This window comes from Leifsonia sp. 22587 (assembly GCF_052044215.1).
GTDB lineage: Bacteria > Actinomycetota > Actinomycetes > Actinomycetales > Microbacteriaceae > Leifsonia > Leifsonia shinshuensis_C.
Map to the genome: position 1 here is coordinate 244,394 of NZ_JBQENB010000003.1, position 15,757 is coordinate 260,150.

The window sequence follows — 15,757 nt, forward strand, 5'->3', positions numbered from 1 at the left end:
GATGAGCGATGTCGGGGCCAGCAAGCGCCTGGCCGATGCCCCTTCCCCCGAGGACTCCCGCAAGCCGGAGAGTCCGCACCACCTCGACAAGCCGTCCTGGAAGCTGGTGCTGAAGCGCACTATGCGCGAGTTCAGCACCGACAAATGCACGGACATCGCGGCTTCGCTGACCTACTACGGCATCCTGTCGCTGTTCCCGGGGCTGATCGCCCTCGTCTCCTTGCTCGGCGTCGTGGGGCAGGGACGCTCCGCTACGAACGCCCTGATGGGGATCGTGAAGCAGGTGGCGCCCGGTTCCACCGCGCAGCTGCTGGAGGGCCCCATCCGGAACGCGGTGAACTCCCCGGCATCCGGGTTCGCGCTGGTCTTCGGCATCGTCGTCGCCATCTGGTCCGCCTCCGGCTACGTCGGGGCGTTCTCCCGCGCGATGAACCGAATCTACGAGATCGACGAAGGCCGGCCGTTCTGGAAGCTCAAGCCCCAGCAGCTCGTGGTGACCGTCATCACCGTGGTGCTCGTCACCATCGTCACGCTCATCCTCGTGGTCTCAGGTCCCGTCACCAAGGCCATCGGTGACGCGCTGGGCCTGGGCGCCGGTCCGCGCATCGCGTGGGAGATCGCCAAGTGGCCGGTCCTGCTCCTGGTGGTCGTCGTCATCATCGCGGTGCTGTACTACGCCGCCCCCAACGCCAAGCAGCCGAAGTTCCGCTGGATCAGCATGGGCGCCGTGATCGCGATCGTGGTGCTCGCTGTCGCGACATTGCTGTTCGCGTTCTACGTCGCGACGTTCGCCAACTACGAGAAGACGTACGGCCCGCTCGCCGGGGTGATCGTCTTCCTGCTCTGGGTGTGGATCGCCAACCTCGCGCTTCTCTTCGGAGCGGAGTTCGACGCCGAGACCGAGCGCGGCCGGGAACTGCAGGCCGGCATGGCGGCCGAGGAGACCATCCAGCTGCCGCCGCGCGACACCCGTCTCAGCGAGAAGTCGGAGCAGAAGGAGGAGGAGCTCATCGACGAGGCCCGCAAGGTGCGGGAGGACGCCGACTGACCGTCAGTCGATCGAGCTGCCGACCACGCGGTTGCCGCCCGCGTTCTTCGCGGAGTACATCGCGTGGTCGGCCTCGCGGATGAGCCGGTCCGGGTTCCAGCCCGGGTCGCTCGTCCGGGCGATCGACATCCCGATGCTGGCGCTGATCGGGAATCCCTCCGGCAGGTCGGCGAAGGGCAGGCCGATCGCGAGGCGGATGCGGTCGGCGACGTCCTCCGCAGCGGCGACCTCGGGCACTTCGCAGACGACGACGAACTCGTCGCCGCCGTAGCGGGCCACCAGGTCCTCCTGCCGCACCACCTCCTGAAGGCGTCGTCCGACCTCCCGCAGCAGCAGGTCGCCGACGTGATGGCCGAGACCGTCGTTGACACGCTTGAAGCCGTCGAGGTCGATGAAGAGCGTGGCGACGAGGGCCGGAGTGGCCCGGCCGTACTCGAGCAGCTGCGTCTCCAGCCGACGGCGGTTCGGCAGCCCGGTCGTCTCGTCGTGCATGGCCGCGTGCTCCAGCTGCCGCTGCAGGCGGAGGGTGGTGATCGCCTGCGCGGCCTGTCCGGCGAGCGCGTCCGCCAGCGGAGCGGCCTCCGAGTCGAACTGCCGCGGGTGCAGGAAGAAGGCGACGAAGACACCGAACAGCAGATCGTCGTGCTGGATGGGCGCCACGAGCACCGCATGCACTCCGGCGCCGCGCATGGCGGCGCCGAGCACCGGGGTCACCTCGTCGGCGGCAGCGGCGCCGCTCACGGCGAGCACGTTCCGCAGCCCGGAGGCCTGGGCGACGAGAGTCTCGCCGCCGGGCATCCCGTGCAGCGGGTTGTCGCCGGACGCCTGCAGGAATCCGCCGCATTCGTTCCGGAGGAAGACCGCGGACTGCTCGGCCTGGTAGGCCTTCGCGACGGTCGTAGCCAGGATGTCGACCAGCTCCTGCTCGTTGGTCGCCGCCGAGAACGCGATCGAGGAGTCGATGATGAGCTCCAGCCGGTTCCGCGTGCGCTCCTGGAGCGCCTGCGACCGCATCAGCTCCCGCTCGCGCTCGGCGCGGTCGGTGGCGTCGACCAGCACGAGGACCGCCCCGTCGCCGGAGTCCTCGCGGCCGACGATCACCGGGCGGTACGACCCGTCGCGGTGCGCCAGGCGCACCATGCCCTCCGACCGTCCGCCCACGCCGGCGAACCGCTGACGGACGGACTCGAACGGCCGTCCCGTGAGCTCGGCCACAGGCAGACCGGTCCACTTGGCGAACAGATCGTTCGCTTCGACGATCCGGCCCTCCGCATCCAGCCGCACGATGGCGCAGGGCAGGTCGTCCGCAGCAATGGGGCGCACCGCTCGTCTCCTTCGTCTGGCTGAGCCGCCGTCCGAGGGCTCACCTAATGAATTTAGCCTACGAATGTTTGCAACCAGTCGGCGAAACGATCCGGATCGGTCGGACGCGCGATGAAATAGCCCTGGCCGCGATCGCACCCCGCCGAGCGCACGGCGGCCAGCTGCTCAGCGGTCTCGATGCCCTCCGCCACGACGCGCATACCGCCCGTCTTCGCTTGAGCGACCGCGTCGGCGACCGCCTCCCAGTCGGCGCCGGCGATGAGGCTGCGGTCGAGCTTGAGCTCCTGGGCGTGGACGGCGAGCGCACGCTCGATGGACGAGTGCCCGGATCCGAAGTCGTCGATGGATACGGTGACGCCCCACTTCTGGATGATGTCCAGCCGGCCGGTGACGGCGCTGTAGTCGGCGATCCGCTCAGCCTCGGTGACCTCGACGATGAGGTCCGCCGGAGCCAGTCCGGAGTCCGCGAGCTGACGTTCGAGCTCGTCGAAGAAGCGGTCCGTCTCGAGCTGCAGCGGGGAGACGTTCACGGCGACCGCCAGGTCGTAGCCGCGCTCCCGCCACTCGCGGCCGATGCGGCAGCACTCACGCAGGGCGAACAGGCCGAGGTCGTGGATGACGCCGGTCGCCTCGGCCAGCGCGACGAACTCGGTGGGCGGTACGGGACCCCGTGTGGGATGCGTCCACCGGCACAGGCCCTCGACCGCCACGACGGCGCCGGAGGCGAGGTCGATCTGCGGCTGAACGTGCACCTGGAGCTGATGGGCGGCGATCGCGCGGGCGAGCTCCCGCGCATCCAGCTCAGTCGTCGCCACCCGCACCTCCTCTTCGGCCGTCCACGCCACAGTGCCCGCACCGGGGGCGCCTGTCAACGGGAGGGGCGGTCAGGCCTCGCTGCTGGAAGGCCCGAAACCGGGCTGCGGGAACTCCGCGCTCACGTCGCCCGTCGGTTCCTCCTGCCGCAGAGTCGCGGCGATGCTCGGCCCGGCCCCGACCCGCGAGAAGGCCACGAGACCGCCGCGCACACTCGACTGGTACGTCGTCATGACTCCGTCGACGGGGAGGTCGATCTCCGCCGGCGGCCGTCCATCCGCGAAGGGCACCGCCCGCTGCGTCGTCGAGCCGTCCTCCTCGACGAACTCCGCCAGGCCGAAGGTGAGCCCGCCGCGGTCGAACGACACCCGGACGAGCAGGAAGGTGCGGAGCGCCTCGTCGTCGAGCTCGTCCAGCTCGTCGACCAGCGAACGCAGCTCGGCCGTCGTGCCGAGCCGCGGTCCCGCATCCCGGACATCGCCGGCCCACGCCCGCACGTGCGCGGCCAACGCGTCGAGTGCCGCTTCGTACGACGCGGGAGACGTGCCCTGGATGCCGAACTCGCCCCACTCGGCGACGTACCGGTCGTTCTCGTCGTCGTGCTCCACCGGCACCGTGATCCGCGGTTCCGACGCCTTGTACGACTCCCAGGCGGCCAGCTCTTCCGGTGTCAACAGCTCGCGCAGCTGCCGCACCGCATCCTCGTCGTCCGGCTCGGCCGCCGACGCGAGGATGGCCCGCTCGAAGAACGCGTTGTCGTCCACGGCCGTCTCCTTCCGACTCCCCCCAGCATCGCAGGTGCGGCGCGAGGGGTGAAGGGCGTGCGCGCGTCAGGGCAAGCACATAACAAGCCATCAGCGTCCGCACAGCGCACGTAAGAATCCCGAAAGAATGCGCCGCCATCCTGGGAGACATGGATCACACGTCGACCGCCGCGGCACCCTTCCCGCAGGCGCCCTCCCGCCCCCGGCCCCGGTCGCGCGGAGGGTCGTCGCAGGCCGGCGCACGCACCGTCCGCGCGGCTCTCGTGCTCGGCGTCGTGGTCGTGCTTGGGATGTGGTGGCTCACCGTCCCCGCGGGCTTCTCCGCTACTCCCGCGAACGCCCTCACGTCGATCGGCGAACTGGCGGGCATGGTCGGCGGGTTCCTGGTCTGCGCGCAGGTGCTGCTGATCGCCCGGGTGCCGTGGTTCGAGCGGGCGGTCGGCCTCGACAAGCTCGTCTCCTGGCACCGCTCCCTCGGCGCATCCGTGCTGTTCCTGATCGTCGTGCACGTGCTGTTCCTAGTGTTCGGCGGCGAACTCGTCGACACGAACCCGCCGTGGACGGAGTTCGTCAGCATCCTGCAGAACTACCCCGACATGCTGACGGCGCTGATCGGCACCATCGCCTTCCTTGTGGTCGGCCTGAGCAGCGCCCGGCTGATCCGCACGAAGCTGTCGTACGAGGTCTGGTACTGGCTGCACGTCACGACCTACGTCTCGATCTTCCTCACGTTCTTCCACCAGTTGAGCGGCGGCGCCCACTTCGTCGCGCAGCCGATCAACCGCATCCTGTGGATCGCGCTCTACCTCGGCACGGCCGCCGCGGTGCTGACGTGGCGGTTCATCCTGCCGACGATGGATGCGTGGAAGGGCCGGATGCGGGTGGTCGCGGTCGTCCTCGAGAGCGAGGGCGTGAACAGCGTCTGGCTCACCGGACCGCGCGTGGAGCAGCTGGGCGTCCGCGCCGGCAACTTCCTCCTCTTCCGCTTCCTCAGCCGCGGCCACCTCGGGTCCGCGCACCCGTACTCCGTGTCGGCCGTCCCGGCCGACGGCTACCTGCGCATCACGGTCGGGGCGATCGGAGACCACTCCACGCGTCTGCCGGCTCTCAAGCCCGGCTCGCTGGTATTCGCCGAGGGACCCTTCGGCCGGTTCACCGCCGACCGTGCCAGCCGTGCGCGCATCCTGCTCATCGCCGGCGGCGCCGGAATCGGGCCGATCCGCGCCCTCGCCGAGGAGCTCGTCCGGCGCGGCGCGCAACCGGTCGTCCTCTACCGCGCCCGCTCGGCGCGGCACCTGGCCCTCCTCGGCGAACTGCAGGCCATGCCGGGCGTCACCGTCATCCCGTTGGTCGGGCGGCGCTCCGAGCTCGGCTACGACCCGCTCGACGTCGAGCCCCTCCGCCACCTCATCCCGGATGCCCACGACTGGGAGGCCTTCATCTGCGGCCCCGAGGGGATGGGCGAACGGGCCGAGTCGTCCCTCCGCGCGCTCCGGATGCCGAAGCGCTTCATCCACCGAGAAGAACTGAGCATGTCATGAGCAGCACATCCTGGCGGGGAACCGTCCTCTTCACCACCATCCTCGTCGTGATGGGCGCGACCGTCGGCCTGAAGCTCTACGGGATCGGCGAAGACGCGACGACGCCGACGGCGGCGTCCACCACCACGTCGAGCGCCACCGGCTCCAGCGGGAGCGCGGGCGGCGGCTCGAGCACCACGTCCGGGTCGTCGGACGCCGCGTCCAGCACCCCGTCGGCGACGCCGAGCCCGACGCAGTCCTCCTCGACCACGGTCATCACCGGTTCCGCAGTAGAGACGCGCTACGGCGCCGTGCAGGTGAAGGTCACCTTCTCCGGCAGCACGATCACCGCCGTCGACACCATCCAGTCCCCCGACCGCGACGGGCGGGACGTCGAGATCAACTCGCAGGCGCTGCCGATCCTCGAGCAGGAGGTGCTGTCGTCGCAGTCGGCGAACATCGACACCGTCTCGGGAGCGACCTACACCTCCGAGGGCTACATCCAGTCCGTCCAGTCGGCGATCGACCAGCGGTGAGGTTCCGGGAGACGGTGATGGGCATCCCGATGTCCATCGACATCCGGGACGACAGGGATGCGGCGCCCGCGGCCGAGCGGGCGTTCGCCGTGCTGCGGGCGGCCGACCGCCGCTTCAGCCCCTACCTGCCGAGCAGCGAGCTGAGCCGTGCCAACGCCGGCGAGCACGTCGCGCAGAGCGACGACTTCCGCGAAGTGGTCGCGGTCGGCGAGGCGGCCGCGCACGCATCCGGGGGCGCCTTCCGCATCCGCCGGCCCGACGGCACGTGGGATCTCGACGGCGTCGTGAAGGGCTGGGCGGCGGCACGCGCGGCACGGGAACTGGCGGCGGACGACCTCCGCGACTACTGCCTCAACGCGGGCGGCGACGTCGTGGTCGCCGGAAGCCCGGGCGACGGCGCACTGTGGAACGTCGGCATCCGGTCGCCCCACGATCCGGCGGCGATGCTCGCCGTGCTCGCCCTCACCGACGGCGCCGTGGCGACGTCCGGCGCCTACGAGCGCGGATCCCACATCGTCGACGGCCGCGACGACTCCCCCGCCGGCGGTCTGCTGAGCGCCACCGTGATCGCCGACGACCTGACCACGGCCGACGTGCTCGCGACCGCCGTCTTCGCCCTCGGTGCCGACGGCCTCCACTGGGCCATCGAGCAGGGAGCGCGGGGCGTGCTGGCGATGGATGCGGCAGGCCGCATCCTGGGCGTCGGCGAGCTCCCTTTCGCCCGTCCCGCGGCCGCCGGATGAACGGCTCCGCACCCCCGGCCGCGCCCGGCCTCGGCTCCTATACTGCGGACATGACGGACACGGCGCGCGTGCTCATCGCCGAGGACGACAGCCGCCTGGCCGGGATGCTGGACACGCTGCTCCGCTCGGAGGGGTTCGACGTCGAGGTCGCGCGCGACGGGCAGCGCGCCCTGCACCTCGGGCTGACCGGCGACTTCGCCGTGATCGTCCTCGACCGCGGGTTGCCGGCGATCGAGGGCCTGGATGTGCTGCGACGGCTGCGCGAGAACGGCGTCACCACGCCCATCCTCGTCCTCTCCGCTCTCGGCACGGCGCCCGACCGGGTCGACGGACTCAACGCCGGCGCCGAGGACTATCTGGCAAAGCCCTTCGACATCGACGAGCTCGTCGCCCGCGTCCGCGCGCTGAACCGGCGCGCATCCTCGGTGGTGCCGACCGTCCGCTTCCCCGGTGGACGGCTCGACACCGACAGCAGGACGGTCACGGTCGACGACGGACGACGCACGGTGCTCTCCGAGCGCGAGTCCGCCCTGCTGGAGCGGCTCGCCCGCCGCCCTGGGCAGGTCTTCTCGCGCGCGGTCCTGCTCGACGAGGTCTTCGCCGACGCCGACGATCCCGGAGTGGTGGACACGTACGTCCACCACCTGCGCCGCAAGTTCGGCCGCACGCTCATCGAGACGGTGCGCGGCGTCGGCTACCGGATGGGGTCGCTGTGAGGACCGCCGACGAACAGGAGCTGCGCTCCGCCTCTCTCCGGCTCGCCGCCCAGTTCGCGCTGATCATCCTCGGCCTCTTCATCGCGCTCGGCGCCGTCGTGTACACGGTGGTGTCGGCCGGGCAGGCGGAGTCCGCACAGAAGACGTTGTCGGACGCGTCGATGGTCGACTCGGTGCACGACGCCCCGCGCAGCCTCCTCGTCACCGTGGTGATGCCCGGTGGACGCGACAGCTCGCCCGACATGCCGGAGGGGCTGCCCGACGAGAAGGCGATCCAGGAGGTCATCGCCCACGGCGGATCGCAGTCCGGCGTCGTGGAGGCGGGCGGCCAGCGCTATCTCACCGAGACGGATGTGCGGCATGGCAAGGTCGTGCAGATCGCGTACAGCCTCGCCGAGCAGGAGGAGGAGCTCAACCGGCTGGTCGTGGCGCTCGTCGCCTCCGGTCTGATCGCCACCGTCGCGGCGGCGGCCATCGGACTCGTGATCGCCCGCCGCTCGATGCGACCGCTGGCCGAGGCGCTCGCGCTGCAGCGGCGCTTCGTGGCGGATGCCGGGCACGAGCTGCGAACGCCGCTCACCCTGCTGAGCACCCGCGCACAGCTGCTGCGGCGGCACGTCGCCGCGGGAACCGCGGGATCCTCGGACACCGGCGACGACGAGGTGCGGACGGGACTGGACGAGATCGTCGACGACAGCCGGGCGCTCACCGAGATCGTGCAGGACCTGCTCACGGCGGCCGACCCGCGCCAGACGGCGGAGAGCGAGGGCGTCGACCTCCGCGAGCTCGCAGCCGCCGTCGCCCGCTCGGCCGACGGCCGGGCGGAGGAGCGCGGCCTGACCATCTCGGTCGATGCGGCGCCGGACGCGATGGTGACCGGCGCCCCCGTCTCCCTGCGGCGGATGATCGTGGCGCTGGTCGACAATGCACTGGACCACGCGCGATCGGAGGTCCGCGTCTCGGTCGCCGTCGCCCGCGACCGCGTCGTGCTGACGGTCGAGGACGACGGACCGGGCTTCTCGGCGGGCGTCGAGGACCGCGCGTTCGAACGGTTCGCGACCGCCCGGGACGCGCAGCCCGGCGACGATCGTGCCCGGCACTACGGTCTCGGGCTCGCGCTGGTGGCCGAGGTGGTGACCCGTCATCACGGCACGGTGGATGCGTCCAACCGTGCGGGCGGAGGTGCGGTCGTCACCGTGCGGCTGCCGCGGCGCTCGTGAGAACCGCTCCGCCCCCGGCTCAGGGCGTGACCGCGTCTCGCAGCGTCTGCACCGGGGCGACGATCACCGTCTCGAGGCGGCTCACCACCTCCAGGTAGTCCGCCGTCCAGATGAGGCGGACCGCCGTTGCGCTGTCGTGCATGTCCGCCGAGTGGGCCTGGCTCTCGAGCACGGCTCCCGCAAGACGCGCCACCATGGTCGGGTCGCTGGGGACCGGTTCCGGCAACGGTCCGCGTGCGAGAAGTCGCGCCGCCAGCTCGCGGTACCAGCTCTCCAGGCGGTCGAGGGCGTCGTTGAGCGCTTCGCGCGCCTCCGCCGTGTGCGGGTCGACGGGAGGCTGTCCGCGCCACAGTTCCAGGATGGCGTCGCTCGCCAGCCGGACGCCCGCCACCCCGGTGACGGAGGCGGACACCTCCGCCAGAGGGAGGCGCTTCGTGCCCCGCTCGGCGAGGTAGGTGCGGAAGGCGTCGTCCAGCCGACGTGACGCCGCCGCCGCGCGGAGCGACTGAGCGTGTGCATCGACCGGTATGGTCGCACCGCCGCGTGGTCCCGCGCCCGCCGCGACGGCGGCGCTCAGATAGCCGATGCCCTCCGAGTACGCGTCGGACAGCGCACGTCGCAAGGACGCCGCGGCGCCCCTCGGCCAGAACAGCACACCGACGAGGAGGCTGACCGCACACCCGAGCGCGATGTCCTCGATGCGGATCAGGCCGACCGTCCACCCGGTCGGAGCGATGATGTTGAAGAGGAGCACGAGCACGACCGTGAACGCCGCCTGACCCGCCGCGAACGAGATCGCCGCCGGGGCGACGCCGGCGACGAGGATGCCGAGCGGCAGCACGATCCACAGCGCGACCGGGTTGCCGCCGATCACGAAGAGCGCCGCAGCGCCCAGCACGACCCCGAGCACGGTGCCGAGCACCCCGCGCAGGACGGTCTGGCCGGTGCTCAGGGCGTTGGACCGCAGCACGGACAGGGTGCCGAGCACCACCCAGAACGAGTGCTCGACCCCCGTCAGCTTCGCGAGCAGCACCGCCAGCCCCAGGGCGATGGCCCCGCGGATGCTGTTCCGCAGCCAGACCGAGTTCCAGCCGATGTACCCGCTGGCGCGTTCGGCGGCCGCGGCGACCGGGCCGCTGAGGTCGCCGGGCTGACGCCCGAGCAGCCGCTGCCACCAGGTGCGGCGCTCGGCGCGCGCGGTGAGAGCGATGTTGCCGCCGACCGTCGCGACCGCATAGGCGAGCTCCTGTGCCCGGAAGCCCGGGTCGAGTGTGGTGACCACCTCATCCACCGCGCCGCCCGGTGTGGGTGCCGGGGCCGGCTGGGCGAGCATCGCGGCCTCCACCGCCCGCCGCGCGTCGGAGAGGCGACGGAGCGCGTCCTCCAGGTCGGACGGGTCGGCGCCGTGTTGCGCCAGCGCGAACGCACCCTCGTCGAGCACGTCCGCCGCTGCTGCCTTCAGCGCCCCCGCCGCGTCATGCGTGGGGTCGGAGGCGGCCAGCGGGCGGGCGTACCGGTCGTACTGGGCCATGACGGTGTCGAGCCAGTTCAGTTCGTCGACGAGCCGGACGATCGTCCGCGCCGGGGTGCTGAGGCTGGTCGGCCGATACGGAGTGGCGAGGAACGACTCGTGCAGCGCTCCGACCGCGGCACCGGCCGCGACGACCGCGCGATCCCGCTCGGCGAGGAGGGAACCGTCCTCCGTCTCGTCCCGCCCCGCCAATGCCTCGCGCATCCCGAGCATGTAGGCGGACTCCGCCCGCAGCCGTGCGCTCAGCGCCCGGAGCGCCTCCACCGCCGGTCCTCGCAGCGGTTCGCGGGACGGTGCCGGCCAGAGGACCGTGACCGCGACGATGCAGACGACCGCCGCCATCCCCCAGCCGAGCAGGCGCGGCCCGAGGGACGCCACAGTGCCCGGCAGGGTCACCGGAAGCACGAACGCGAGCAGCAGCGCGGTGCTCGCCGACGCCGTCACCGAGCTCACGGCCCCCGCGAAGAGCACGGCCAGCGCGACCACCGCCATCGCGAGCGCGGACAGCCACGCCGGCTGGGAGGTCAGCGTCCCGAGGCACACGAGCACCGCACCGGCCACGGCGAGCGCCGCCAGCGCTTGAGCCCGCTCGCGGAGCGGCCCACCGAAGTCGACGAACAGCAGCATCGCGAACGACCCGAACGCCGAGAAGATGGCGACGTCCGGATTGCGGATCACCCCGCTGGCGAAGGCGAACAGCAGCGGCATGACGATCGCGGCGCGTCCGGCGCGTCGCAGCGCGCTGTAGCCCGGATCGTGCCGAGCCAGCCACTGCCACACGCGCACACGGCCTCCCGCATCCCGTGCGGCGCCCGACGATGCGGGGCGCCGTCCAGGCACAGGATAGTGGCCCGTCCGCCGCGGCGGTCAGGGGTCCCGAGCGCATCCCGTCAGCCGCCGCGTCGACGCCCGCTCCGTCGAGTCCGCTCGCCGGCCGCATGGTGTGCGACGACCGGTGCCGCGAGTCCGGCCCACCGCCCGTACAACCCGATCAGGATCAGGGCGCCGCCGTACATAACGGCCCACCACGGGAATCCCAGGGCGGCCCCGCTCCCCTTCGCCGTCCGGACGTCCTCGGCAGGCGTGGGCAGGACACGGCGACCCGTGACCAGGATGCGATGGCTGTTGATCCCGAGCGGCGTACAGGTGACGAGCGTGACCAGATCCTCCCCCGTCCTCTGCCGCAGGGTCGTGGTGTCTTCCGGCGCGACCACCCGGGTGCTGATCACCCGGTAGGCGAGCACGCGCCCGAAGGTCGTGAGGATGATTCTGTCGCCGAGTCGGAGCTTGTCCAGCTCGGTGAACATGGTCGCCTCCGCCAGCCCGCGGTGGGCGGTGATGACGGCGTGCGTGCTCGTCCCGCCGACCGGCAGCGAGGTGCCCTGCAGGTGACCGGCCCCTCTCAGCAGGCTGGCGTCGCTCGTGCCGTGGTAGATCGGCAGGTCGACCCCGATCTTCGGGATCTGGATGCGCGACATCGTGCCGTTCGGCGTGTTCAGCAGCCTCCAGTAGTCGTAGACCTTCCCTGCGTTGCTCCCGCTGCCCGTGGGGACCCTGGTGTTGCGCCCCAGCACCGCTCCGGCCGACAGGTCGGAGTTGTAGCGCCGGGCCTCCGCGAGCTGCTCTGACGCGCGCGGCTTCACCTTCGCGATGGACTGGTTGTACCTGCTCACCACCAGCGACTGGTTGTAGGAGGCCAGCCAGCTCGCCGCGGGAGAGTAGGCCAGGATCGTCGCTCCGATGGCGGCGACGACGATCGTCAGGATGAGCAGCCAGCCCGGTCGCCATTGCCGTCGCGGTCCGGCGTACCGCCCCACTGTCGGCCGCATCCTCGTGCGTCCTCGCGACGCCGATCACGCGCCCTCGCGGCGGGTGTTGCGACGGCGGACGACGAGCACACCACCGAGTGCCACCACGAGCAGCGCGATCCCGCCGATGGTCATGGCGAGCTGGATGCTCGATCCCGTGAACGGCAGCTGCGGCACTCCCTGCTGCGTGTTCTGGATCTTGACCAGCGGCACGGTGCCGTTGGCGCCCGCCTTCACCATCACGGGCGTAAGCGCGGCGGCGCCCGAGGGCAGCACGAACCCGTTCGGCGCGGCGATCTCCTCGAGCACATAGCAGCGCTGCTGCAGGTCGTGCCCGGCGACGGTCGTGTCACTCACCGTGCCGTCGGCCGCGACGGTCTTCTCCGTGTCTCCGACCCAGAGTCCGGGGATCACGATCGTCCCTGAGCCGTCGGAGGTCGCGACGTACGGCGTGTTCGTACCTGCCGTCGTGACCTGCTGAAGTCCCGTGATGTCCGCCGTGCACGACGACTGCTGGTCGGTGGTGCCCATGTAGACGCGGAACTTCGCGCCGCTCAGGCCGTCGCTGTTCTTCGCCTGATTCACCTTCTGGACGGTCAGATCGCCCCAGCGGGTGACGACCGTGGAGGACGGCGAGCCGTCCGTCCCGTTCGGCGTCCCGGGGGTCAGGCTCAGGTCGTTGAGGTCGACGAACGCCTGGTTCTCGATCGCCCCGGGGGCGGTGACGGTCGCCTCGAAGGTAAGCACCACGTTCATGCCGGCTCGGAGCTTCGCCCGTCCCGCGGCGGTGAAGGTCACCGTCAGCTTCTGACCCGTCCATGCGGCGTCGTAGTCCGTGCCCACCACGAAGGTCGTCGTCCCCGCCACGACGGTGACCGGGACGGCGGCCGCTGGGCTCAGCTTCGGATCGAGCGTGTCCGACAGCACGAAGCTGTCGTACGTCTGCCCGGGCGCCAGAGCCGGGATCAGCTGGGTCACCTGATAGGTGACCGGCGCACCGAGGATCACACCGTTGCCCGGCTGATCGACGACGTTCTTCGCCGGTCCCTGGGCGACCGTGTTCTTCGGGTACAGGTTGACGTCGTACACCCAGTCGCCGTCGAGCTTCTCGTGGTCGGCCGGCGTCGGGAGCGTCACGATGAACGGCGCCGCGGGCGCGACGACGTTGCTGGGCGTCGACACCTCCCGGACGAAGTACACGCCGAGCGGAAGCTTGGCCGATGTCGCGAGGCCCGACGCATCCGTGGCGGGCAGCAGGGTGCAGTTGCTCAGCGCGTACGAGCCGAGCTGGGTCACGCCTTGCGCGGCCGCGGCCTGCTTAGCCGTCGCGGTGATGGCGTTGACCGCGTCCCAGCCCCGGTTGGTGCCGTCGAACAGGTCGATCCCGCCCACCGTGCAGTACTCGAACACCACGCCGGCGACGGGCGCAGTGGTCGGGTCGGTGCCCGTGCCCGCCGGGTTCTGGTCGCCGTTGCCCGGGTTCTCGTACTTGTGGATGATGATCCGCCCCTGCTGGGACGTGTCGATCGATGCGGCGTTCGCTGCGACGCTGGTCGACAGGGCGCCCAGCGCTCCCAACGACAACGCCGTGCCGACTGCGAGGGCCGAGAGCCCCCGGTGTCGCGTGTGTGCGCTCATGTGCTGTGTGCTTCCTTTCCGTCCGCGCGGTGCGGCGCGAGGTCTCACACATGAAGACGGATCGGCGGCGGCCTGAGGACGTTCCGGGTCCCGGCATGCATTTCATTCGGTGATCTACGCCCTATCGCGGCCGTTCGTCACCACCAGGAGTCGTCCTCCAGGCGCACGGCGAACACCGGTGGCGAGACCCGCGTTCGCCGCACCCGCGGCGGCTTGGGATCGGGAACCCGGTGGTCCGCCTCCGCGAAGTGCGCCGCGAACGCCTCCGACCAGCGCTCCATGCGCTCGGCGGTGGGCCGCACGCCGGCGGCGGAAACCCGGGCGGCCATCTCGAGAGCGGCGGCATGGGCCTTGCGCCGGATGCCCAGGTACGCGGCCGCCGACAGTGCGGAAGAGGAACTCACATCCTGTTAAGAATGCATATCGCCCGTTTCGTGACGCCGAGTGGATATCCCGCTCGCATCCGTCGCGGTTCCCAGCTGCGAACAAGCCTCCGGAAATGCGAAAGGCCCCCGGTCTCCCGGGGGCCTTCACGTCCGTGCGCGAGGGGGGACTTGAACCCCCACGCCCTTGCGGGCACTGGCACCTGAAGCCAGCGCGTCTGCCAATTCCGCCACTCGCGCGAACCCAGGAACTCTAACACGACGCGCGGATCGTTCACGAATCCGGGCATCCTCCGGTCGGCTGATCTTCACCCGATAGCCAGTGGCTTTCCCAGGGTTCCGACTAACATGCATGTAGTCATCGAGCCGGGAGCGGGAGACTGTGGGCATTCTGGACAACTTCGAGCGGGGGCTCGAGCGCGCCGTCAACGGCGCGTTCGCGAAGACCTTCCGCTCCGGGCTGCAGCCGGTCGAGCTCACCAGCGCTCTCCGCAAGGAGCTCGACACCAAAGCAGCTGTGGTCGCGCGCGACCGCGTGCTCGCTCCCAATCGCTTCGTGCTGCGGATGTCGGACGCCGACTTCACGCGGATGCGTTCGATGGGCGCCGCGCTTACCGACGAGCTGATCGACTTCGTGCAGAAGCACGCGGCCGCCCAGCACTACCAGTTCGCCGGGGGCATCTCGATCGAGCTGGAGCAGGACGCCGAGTTGTCGGTGGGGATGCTCCAGGTGGAGTCGGAGAACGTGAAGGGCGACGTCGCCTGGACGCCCGTGCTCGACATCGACGGCGTGCACCACCCGCTCGCGCACTCGCGCACCGTGATCGGCCGGGGCACCGACGCCGACATCACCGTGAACGACACCGGCATCTCCCGCCGCCACGTCATGATCGCCTGGGACGGCCACCGGGCGCAGGTCGAGGATCTCGGCTCGACCAACGGAACGAAGCTCGACGGCGAGCCGCTCCGCAAGGCGATCCTCGAGCCGGAGTCCGTCATCACGCTGGGCCGCACGCGGATCGTCTTCCGCGTGCTCCCCCAGGCCGCTCCCACTCAGCGCGGCCGCGCCGACGACGCGACGCGGCGCCACGATGTCGGCAACTTCTGGAGTCCTTCGTGAACCCCAGTGAGCTGACCCTGCTGGTGCTGCGGTTCGGCTTCCTCCTGCTGCTGTGGCTGTTCGTCTTCGGGATCGTCTACGCCCTGCGGACCGACCTGTTCGGCCAGCGCGTCCGCAAGCTGCCCGAGTCCCGTGCGGCCGCGGCTCCCGCCTCCCCGTTCCCGGCGGCGTCTTCCGCGCCCGCACCCGCCGCCGTGCCGGTCCCGGCCGGTCCGACCGAACCGGTCATGAAGGCCGCACCGGTCTCCACTCTGCCGTCGGGCGCCAACCGCGCCGGCGGCCAGACGAACGCCAGCGTTCAGACCACGCGCCGGCTGGTGATCACCTCGGGTCCGCGCGCCGGCACCGAGCTGCCGCTCGGCCGCGACCCCATCACGATCGGTCGCTCCAGCGACTCCAACCTCGTCATCCGTGACGACTACACCTCCACCCACCACGCCCGCCTGCTCCTCTGGAACGACGAGTGGATGATCCAGGATCTCGATTCCACGAACGGCACGTTCCTCGACGGCCGCCGCGTGACGGTCCCGACCCAGGTCCCGCTCGACACGCCGATCAAGATCGGTACGACCACGTTCGAGCTGCGGCGGTAAT

15 protein-coding genes and 1 tRNA gene are annotated in these 15,757 nt (G+C 71.0%); 8 read left to right on the forward strand and 8 right to left on the reverse strand.

Annotated features, from left to right (window positions below; translation table 11 throughout):
* Position 1: 1 nt before the first annotated feature.
* Positions 2–1,048: a YihY/virulence factor BrkB family protein gene (locus tag ACTJI1_RS13310; RefSeq protein ID WP_310132754.1), complete on the forward strand. Its 1,047-nt coding sequence runs from the start codon at positions 2–4 to the stop codon at positions 1,046–1,048.
* Between the two features lie 3 nt (positions 1,049–1,051).
* On the opposite strand, the gene ACTJI1_RS13315 is transcribed toward ACTJI1_RS13310, so the two are convergent.
* From ACTJI1_RS13315 to ACTJI1_RS13325, 3 genes are all read right to left on the reverse strand, one after another.
* Positions 1,052–2,371, reverse strand: a complete 1,320-nt coding sequence (locus ACTJI1_RS13315) for a diguanylate cyclase domain-containing protein (RefSeq protein ID WP_440743018.1) — start codon at positions 2,369–2,371, stop codon at positions 1,052–1,054.
* Between the two features lie 53 nt (positions 2,372–2,424).
* Positions 2,425–3,186: an EAL domain-containing protein gene (locus ACTJI1_RS13320; RefSeq protein ID WP_440743019.1), complete on the reverse strand. Its 762-nt coding sequence runs from the start codon at positions 3,184–3,186 to the stop codon at positions 2,425–2,427.
* Between the two features lie 69 nt (positions 3,187–3,255).
* Positions 3,256–3,948, reverse strand: a complete 693-nt coding sequence (locus ACTJI1_RS13325; RefSeq protein WP_440743020.1) for a hypothetical protein — start codon at positions 3,946–3,948, stop codon at positions 3,256–3,258.
* A 149-nt stretch (positions 3,949–4,097) separates the two neighbouring features.
* On the opposite strand from ACTJI1_RS13325, the gene ACTJI1_RS13330 reads away from it, so the two are divergent.
* From ACTJI1_RS13330 to ACTJI1_RS13350, 5 genes are read left to right on the forward strand one after another with little or no spacing between them, the layout of a single operon-like run.
* Complete coding sequence (locus ACTJI1_RS13330; RefSeq protein ID WP_440743021.1) at positions 4,098–5,489, forward strand: ferredoxin reductase family protein; 1,392 nt, start codon at positions 4,098–4,100, stop codon at positions 5,487–5,489.
* Positions 5,486–6,004, forward strand: a complete 519-nt coding sequence (locus ACTJI1_RS13335; RefSeq protein WP_440743022.1) for an FMN-binding protein — start codon at positions 5,486–5,488, stop codon at positions 6,002–6,004. Before ACTJI1_RS13330 ends, ACTJI1_RS13335 begins: the two co-directional genes overlap by 4 nt.
* Positions 6,001–6,747 (forward strand): FAD:protein FMN transferase, encoded by a 747-nt coding sequence (locus tag ACTJI1_RS13340; RefSeq protein ID WP_440743023.1) that lies wholly within the window; start codon positions 6,001–6,003, stop codon positions 6,745–6,747. Before ACTJI1_RS13335 ends, ACTJI1_RS13340 begins: the two co-directional genes overlap by 4 nt.
* A 50-nt stretch (positions 6,748–6,797) precedes the next feature.
* On the forward strand, positions 6,798–7,463 hold the full coding sequence (locus ACTJI1_RS13345; RefSeq protein WP_440743024.1) for a response regulator transcription factor: 666 nt from the start codon (positions 6,798–6,800) through the stop codon (positions 7,461–7,463).
* Positions 7,460–8,683 (forward strand): sensor histidine kinase, encoded by a 1,224-nt coding sequence (locus ACTJI1_RS13350; protein ID WP_440743025.1) that lies wholly within the window; start codon positions 7,460–7,462, stop codon positions 8,681–8,683. The genes ACTJI1_RS13345 and ACTJI1_RS13350 overlap by 4 nt, the downstream gene beginning before the upstream one ends.
* Positions 8,684–8,702: 19 nt before the next feature.
* Here the strand turns inward: ACTJI1_RS13350 and ACTJI1_RS13355 are convergent, their stop codons facing one another.
* The 5 genes from ACTJI1_RS13355 to ACTJI1_RS13375 form a co-directional block, all read right to left on the reverse strand.
* Positions 8,703–11,000 carry an FUSC family protein gene (locus tag ACTJI1_RS13355; RefSeq protein WP_440743026.1) on the reverse strand — a complete coding sequence of 766 codons (2,298 nt, stop codon included), beginning with the start codon at positions 10,998–11,000 and terminating at the stop codon, positions 8,703–8,705.
* Positions 11,001–11,104: 104 nt separating this feature from the next.
* On the reverse strand, positions 11,105–12,043 hold the full coding sequence (locus ACTJI1_RS13360; RefSeq protein WP_440743027.1) for a class C sortase: 939 nt from the start codon (positions 12,041–12,043) through the stop codon (positions 11,105–11,107).
* A gap of 24 nt (positions 12,044–12,067) precedes the next feature.
* On the reverse strand, positions 12,068–13,660 hold the full coding sequence (locus tag ACTJI1_RS13365; protein WP_440743028.1) for a SpaH/EbpB family LPXTG-anchored major pilin: 1,593 nt from the start codon (positions 13,658–13,660) through the stop codon (positions 12,068–12,070).
* Positions 13,661–13,797: 137 nt separating this feature from the next.
* Positions 13,798–14,064: a hypothetical protein gene (locus tag ACTJI1_RS13370; protein ID WP_440743029.1), complete on the reverse strand. Its 267-nt coding sequence runs from the start codon at positions 14,062–14,064 to the stop codon at positions 13,798–13,800.
* 135 nt (positions 14,065–14,199) lie between these two features.
* Positions 14,200–14,283, reverse strand: a tRNA-Leu gene (locus tag ACTJI1_RS13375).
* Positions 14,284–14,425: 142 nt separating this feature from the next.
* Between ACTJI1_RS13375 and ACTJI1_RS13380 the strand changes: the two genes are divergently transcribed.
* The gene (locus ACTJI1_RS13380; protein ID WP_440743030.1) at positions 14,426–15,163 is read left to right on the forward strand and encodes an FhaA domain-containing protein; all 738 of its coding nucleotides are present in this window, start codon (positions 14,426–14,428) and stop codon (positions 15,161–15,163) included.
* Positions 15,160–15,756, forward strand: coding sequence for an FHA domain-containing protein FhaB/FipA (locus ACTJI1_RS13385; RefSeq protein WP_440743031.1), 597 nt, complete (start codon positions 15,160–15,162; stop codon positions 15,754–15,756). The genes ACTJI1_RS13380 and ACTJI1_RS13385 overlap by 4 nt, the downstream gene beginning before the upstream one ends.
* The last annotated feature ends 1 nt before the right edge of the window (position 15,757 follow it).

Excerpts from the sequence above, each read along its gene's own strand:
- ACTJI1_RS13335 (WP_440743022.1), top strand. The coding sequence starts at position 5,486 with ATGAGCAGCACATCCTGGCGGGGAACCGTCCTCTTCACCACCATCCTC.
- ACTJI1_RS13365 (WP_440743028.1), bottom strand. The coding sequence starts at position 13,660 with ATGAGCGCACACACGCGACACCGGGGGCTCTCGGCCCTCGCAGTCGGC.
- ACTJI1_RS13360 (WP_440743027.1), bottom strand. The coding sequence starts at position 12,043 with ATGCGGCCGACAGTGGGGCGGTACGCCGGACCGCGACGGCAATGGCGA.
- ACTJI1_RS13310 (WP_310132754.1), top strand. The coding sequence starts at position 2 with ATGAGCGATGTCGGGGCCAGCAAGCGCCTGGCCGATGCCCCTTCCCCC.
- ACTJI1_RS13345 (WP_440743024.1), top strand. The coding sequence starts at position 6,798 with ATGACGGACACGGCGCGCGTGCTCATCGCCGAGGACGACAGCCGCCTG.
- ACTJI1_RS13330 (WP_440743021.1), top strand. The coding sequence starts at position 4,098 with ATGGATCACACGTCGACCGCCGCGGCACCCTTCCCGCAGGCGCCCTCC.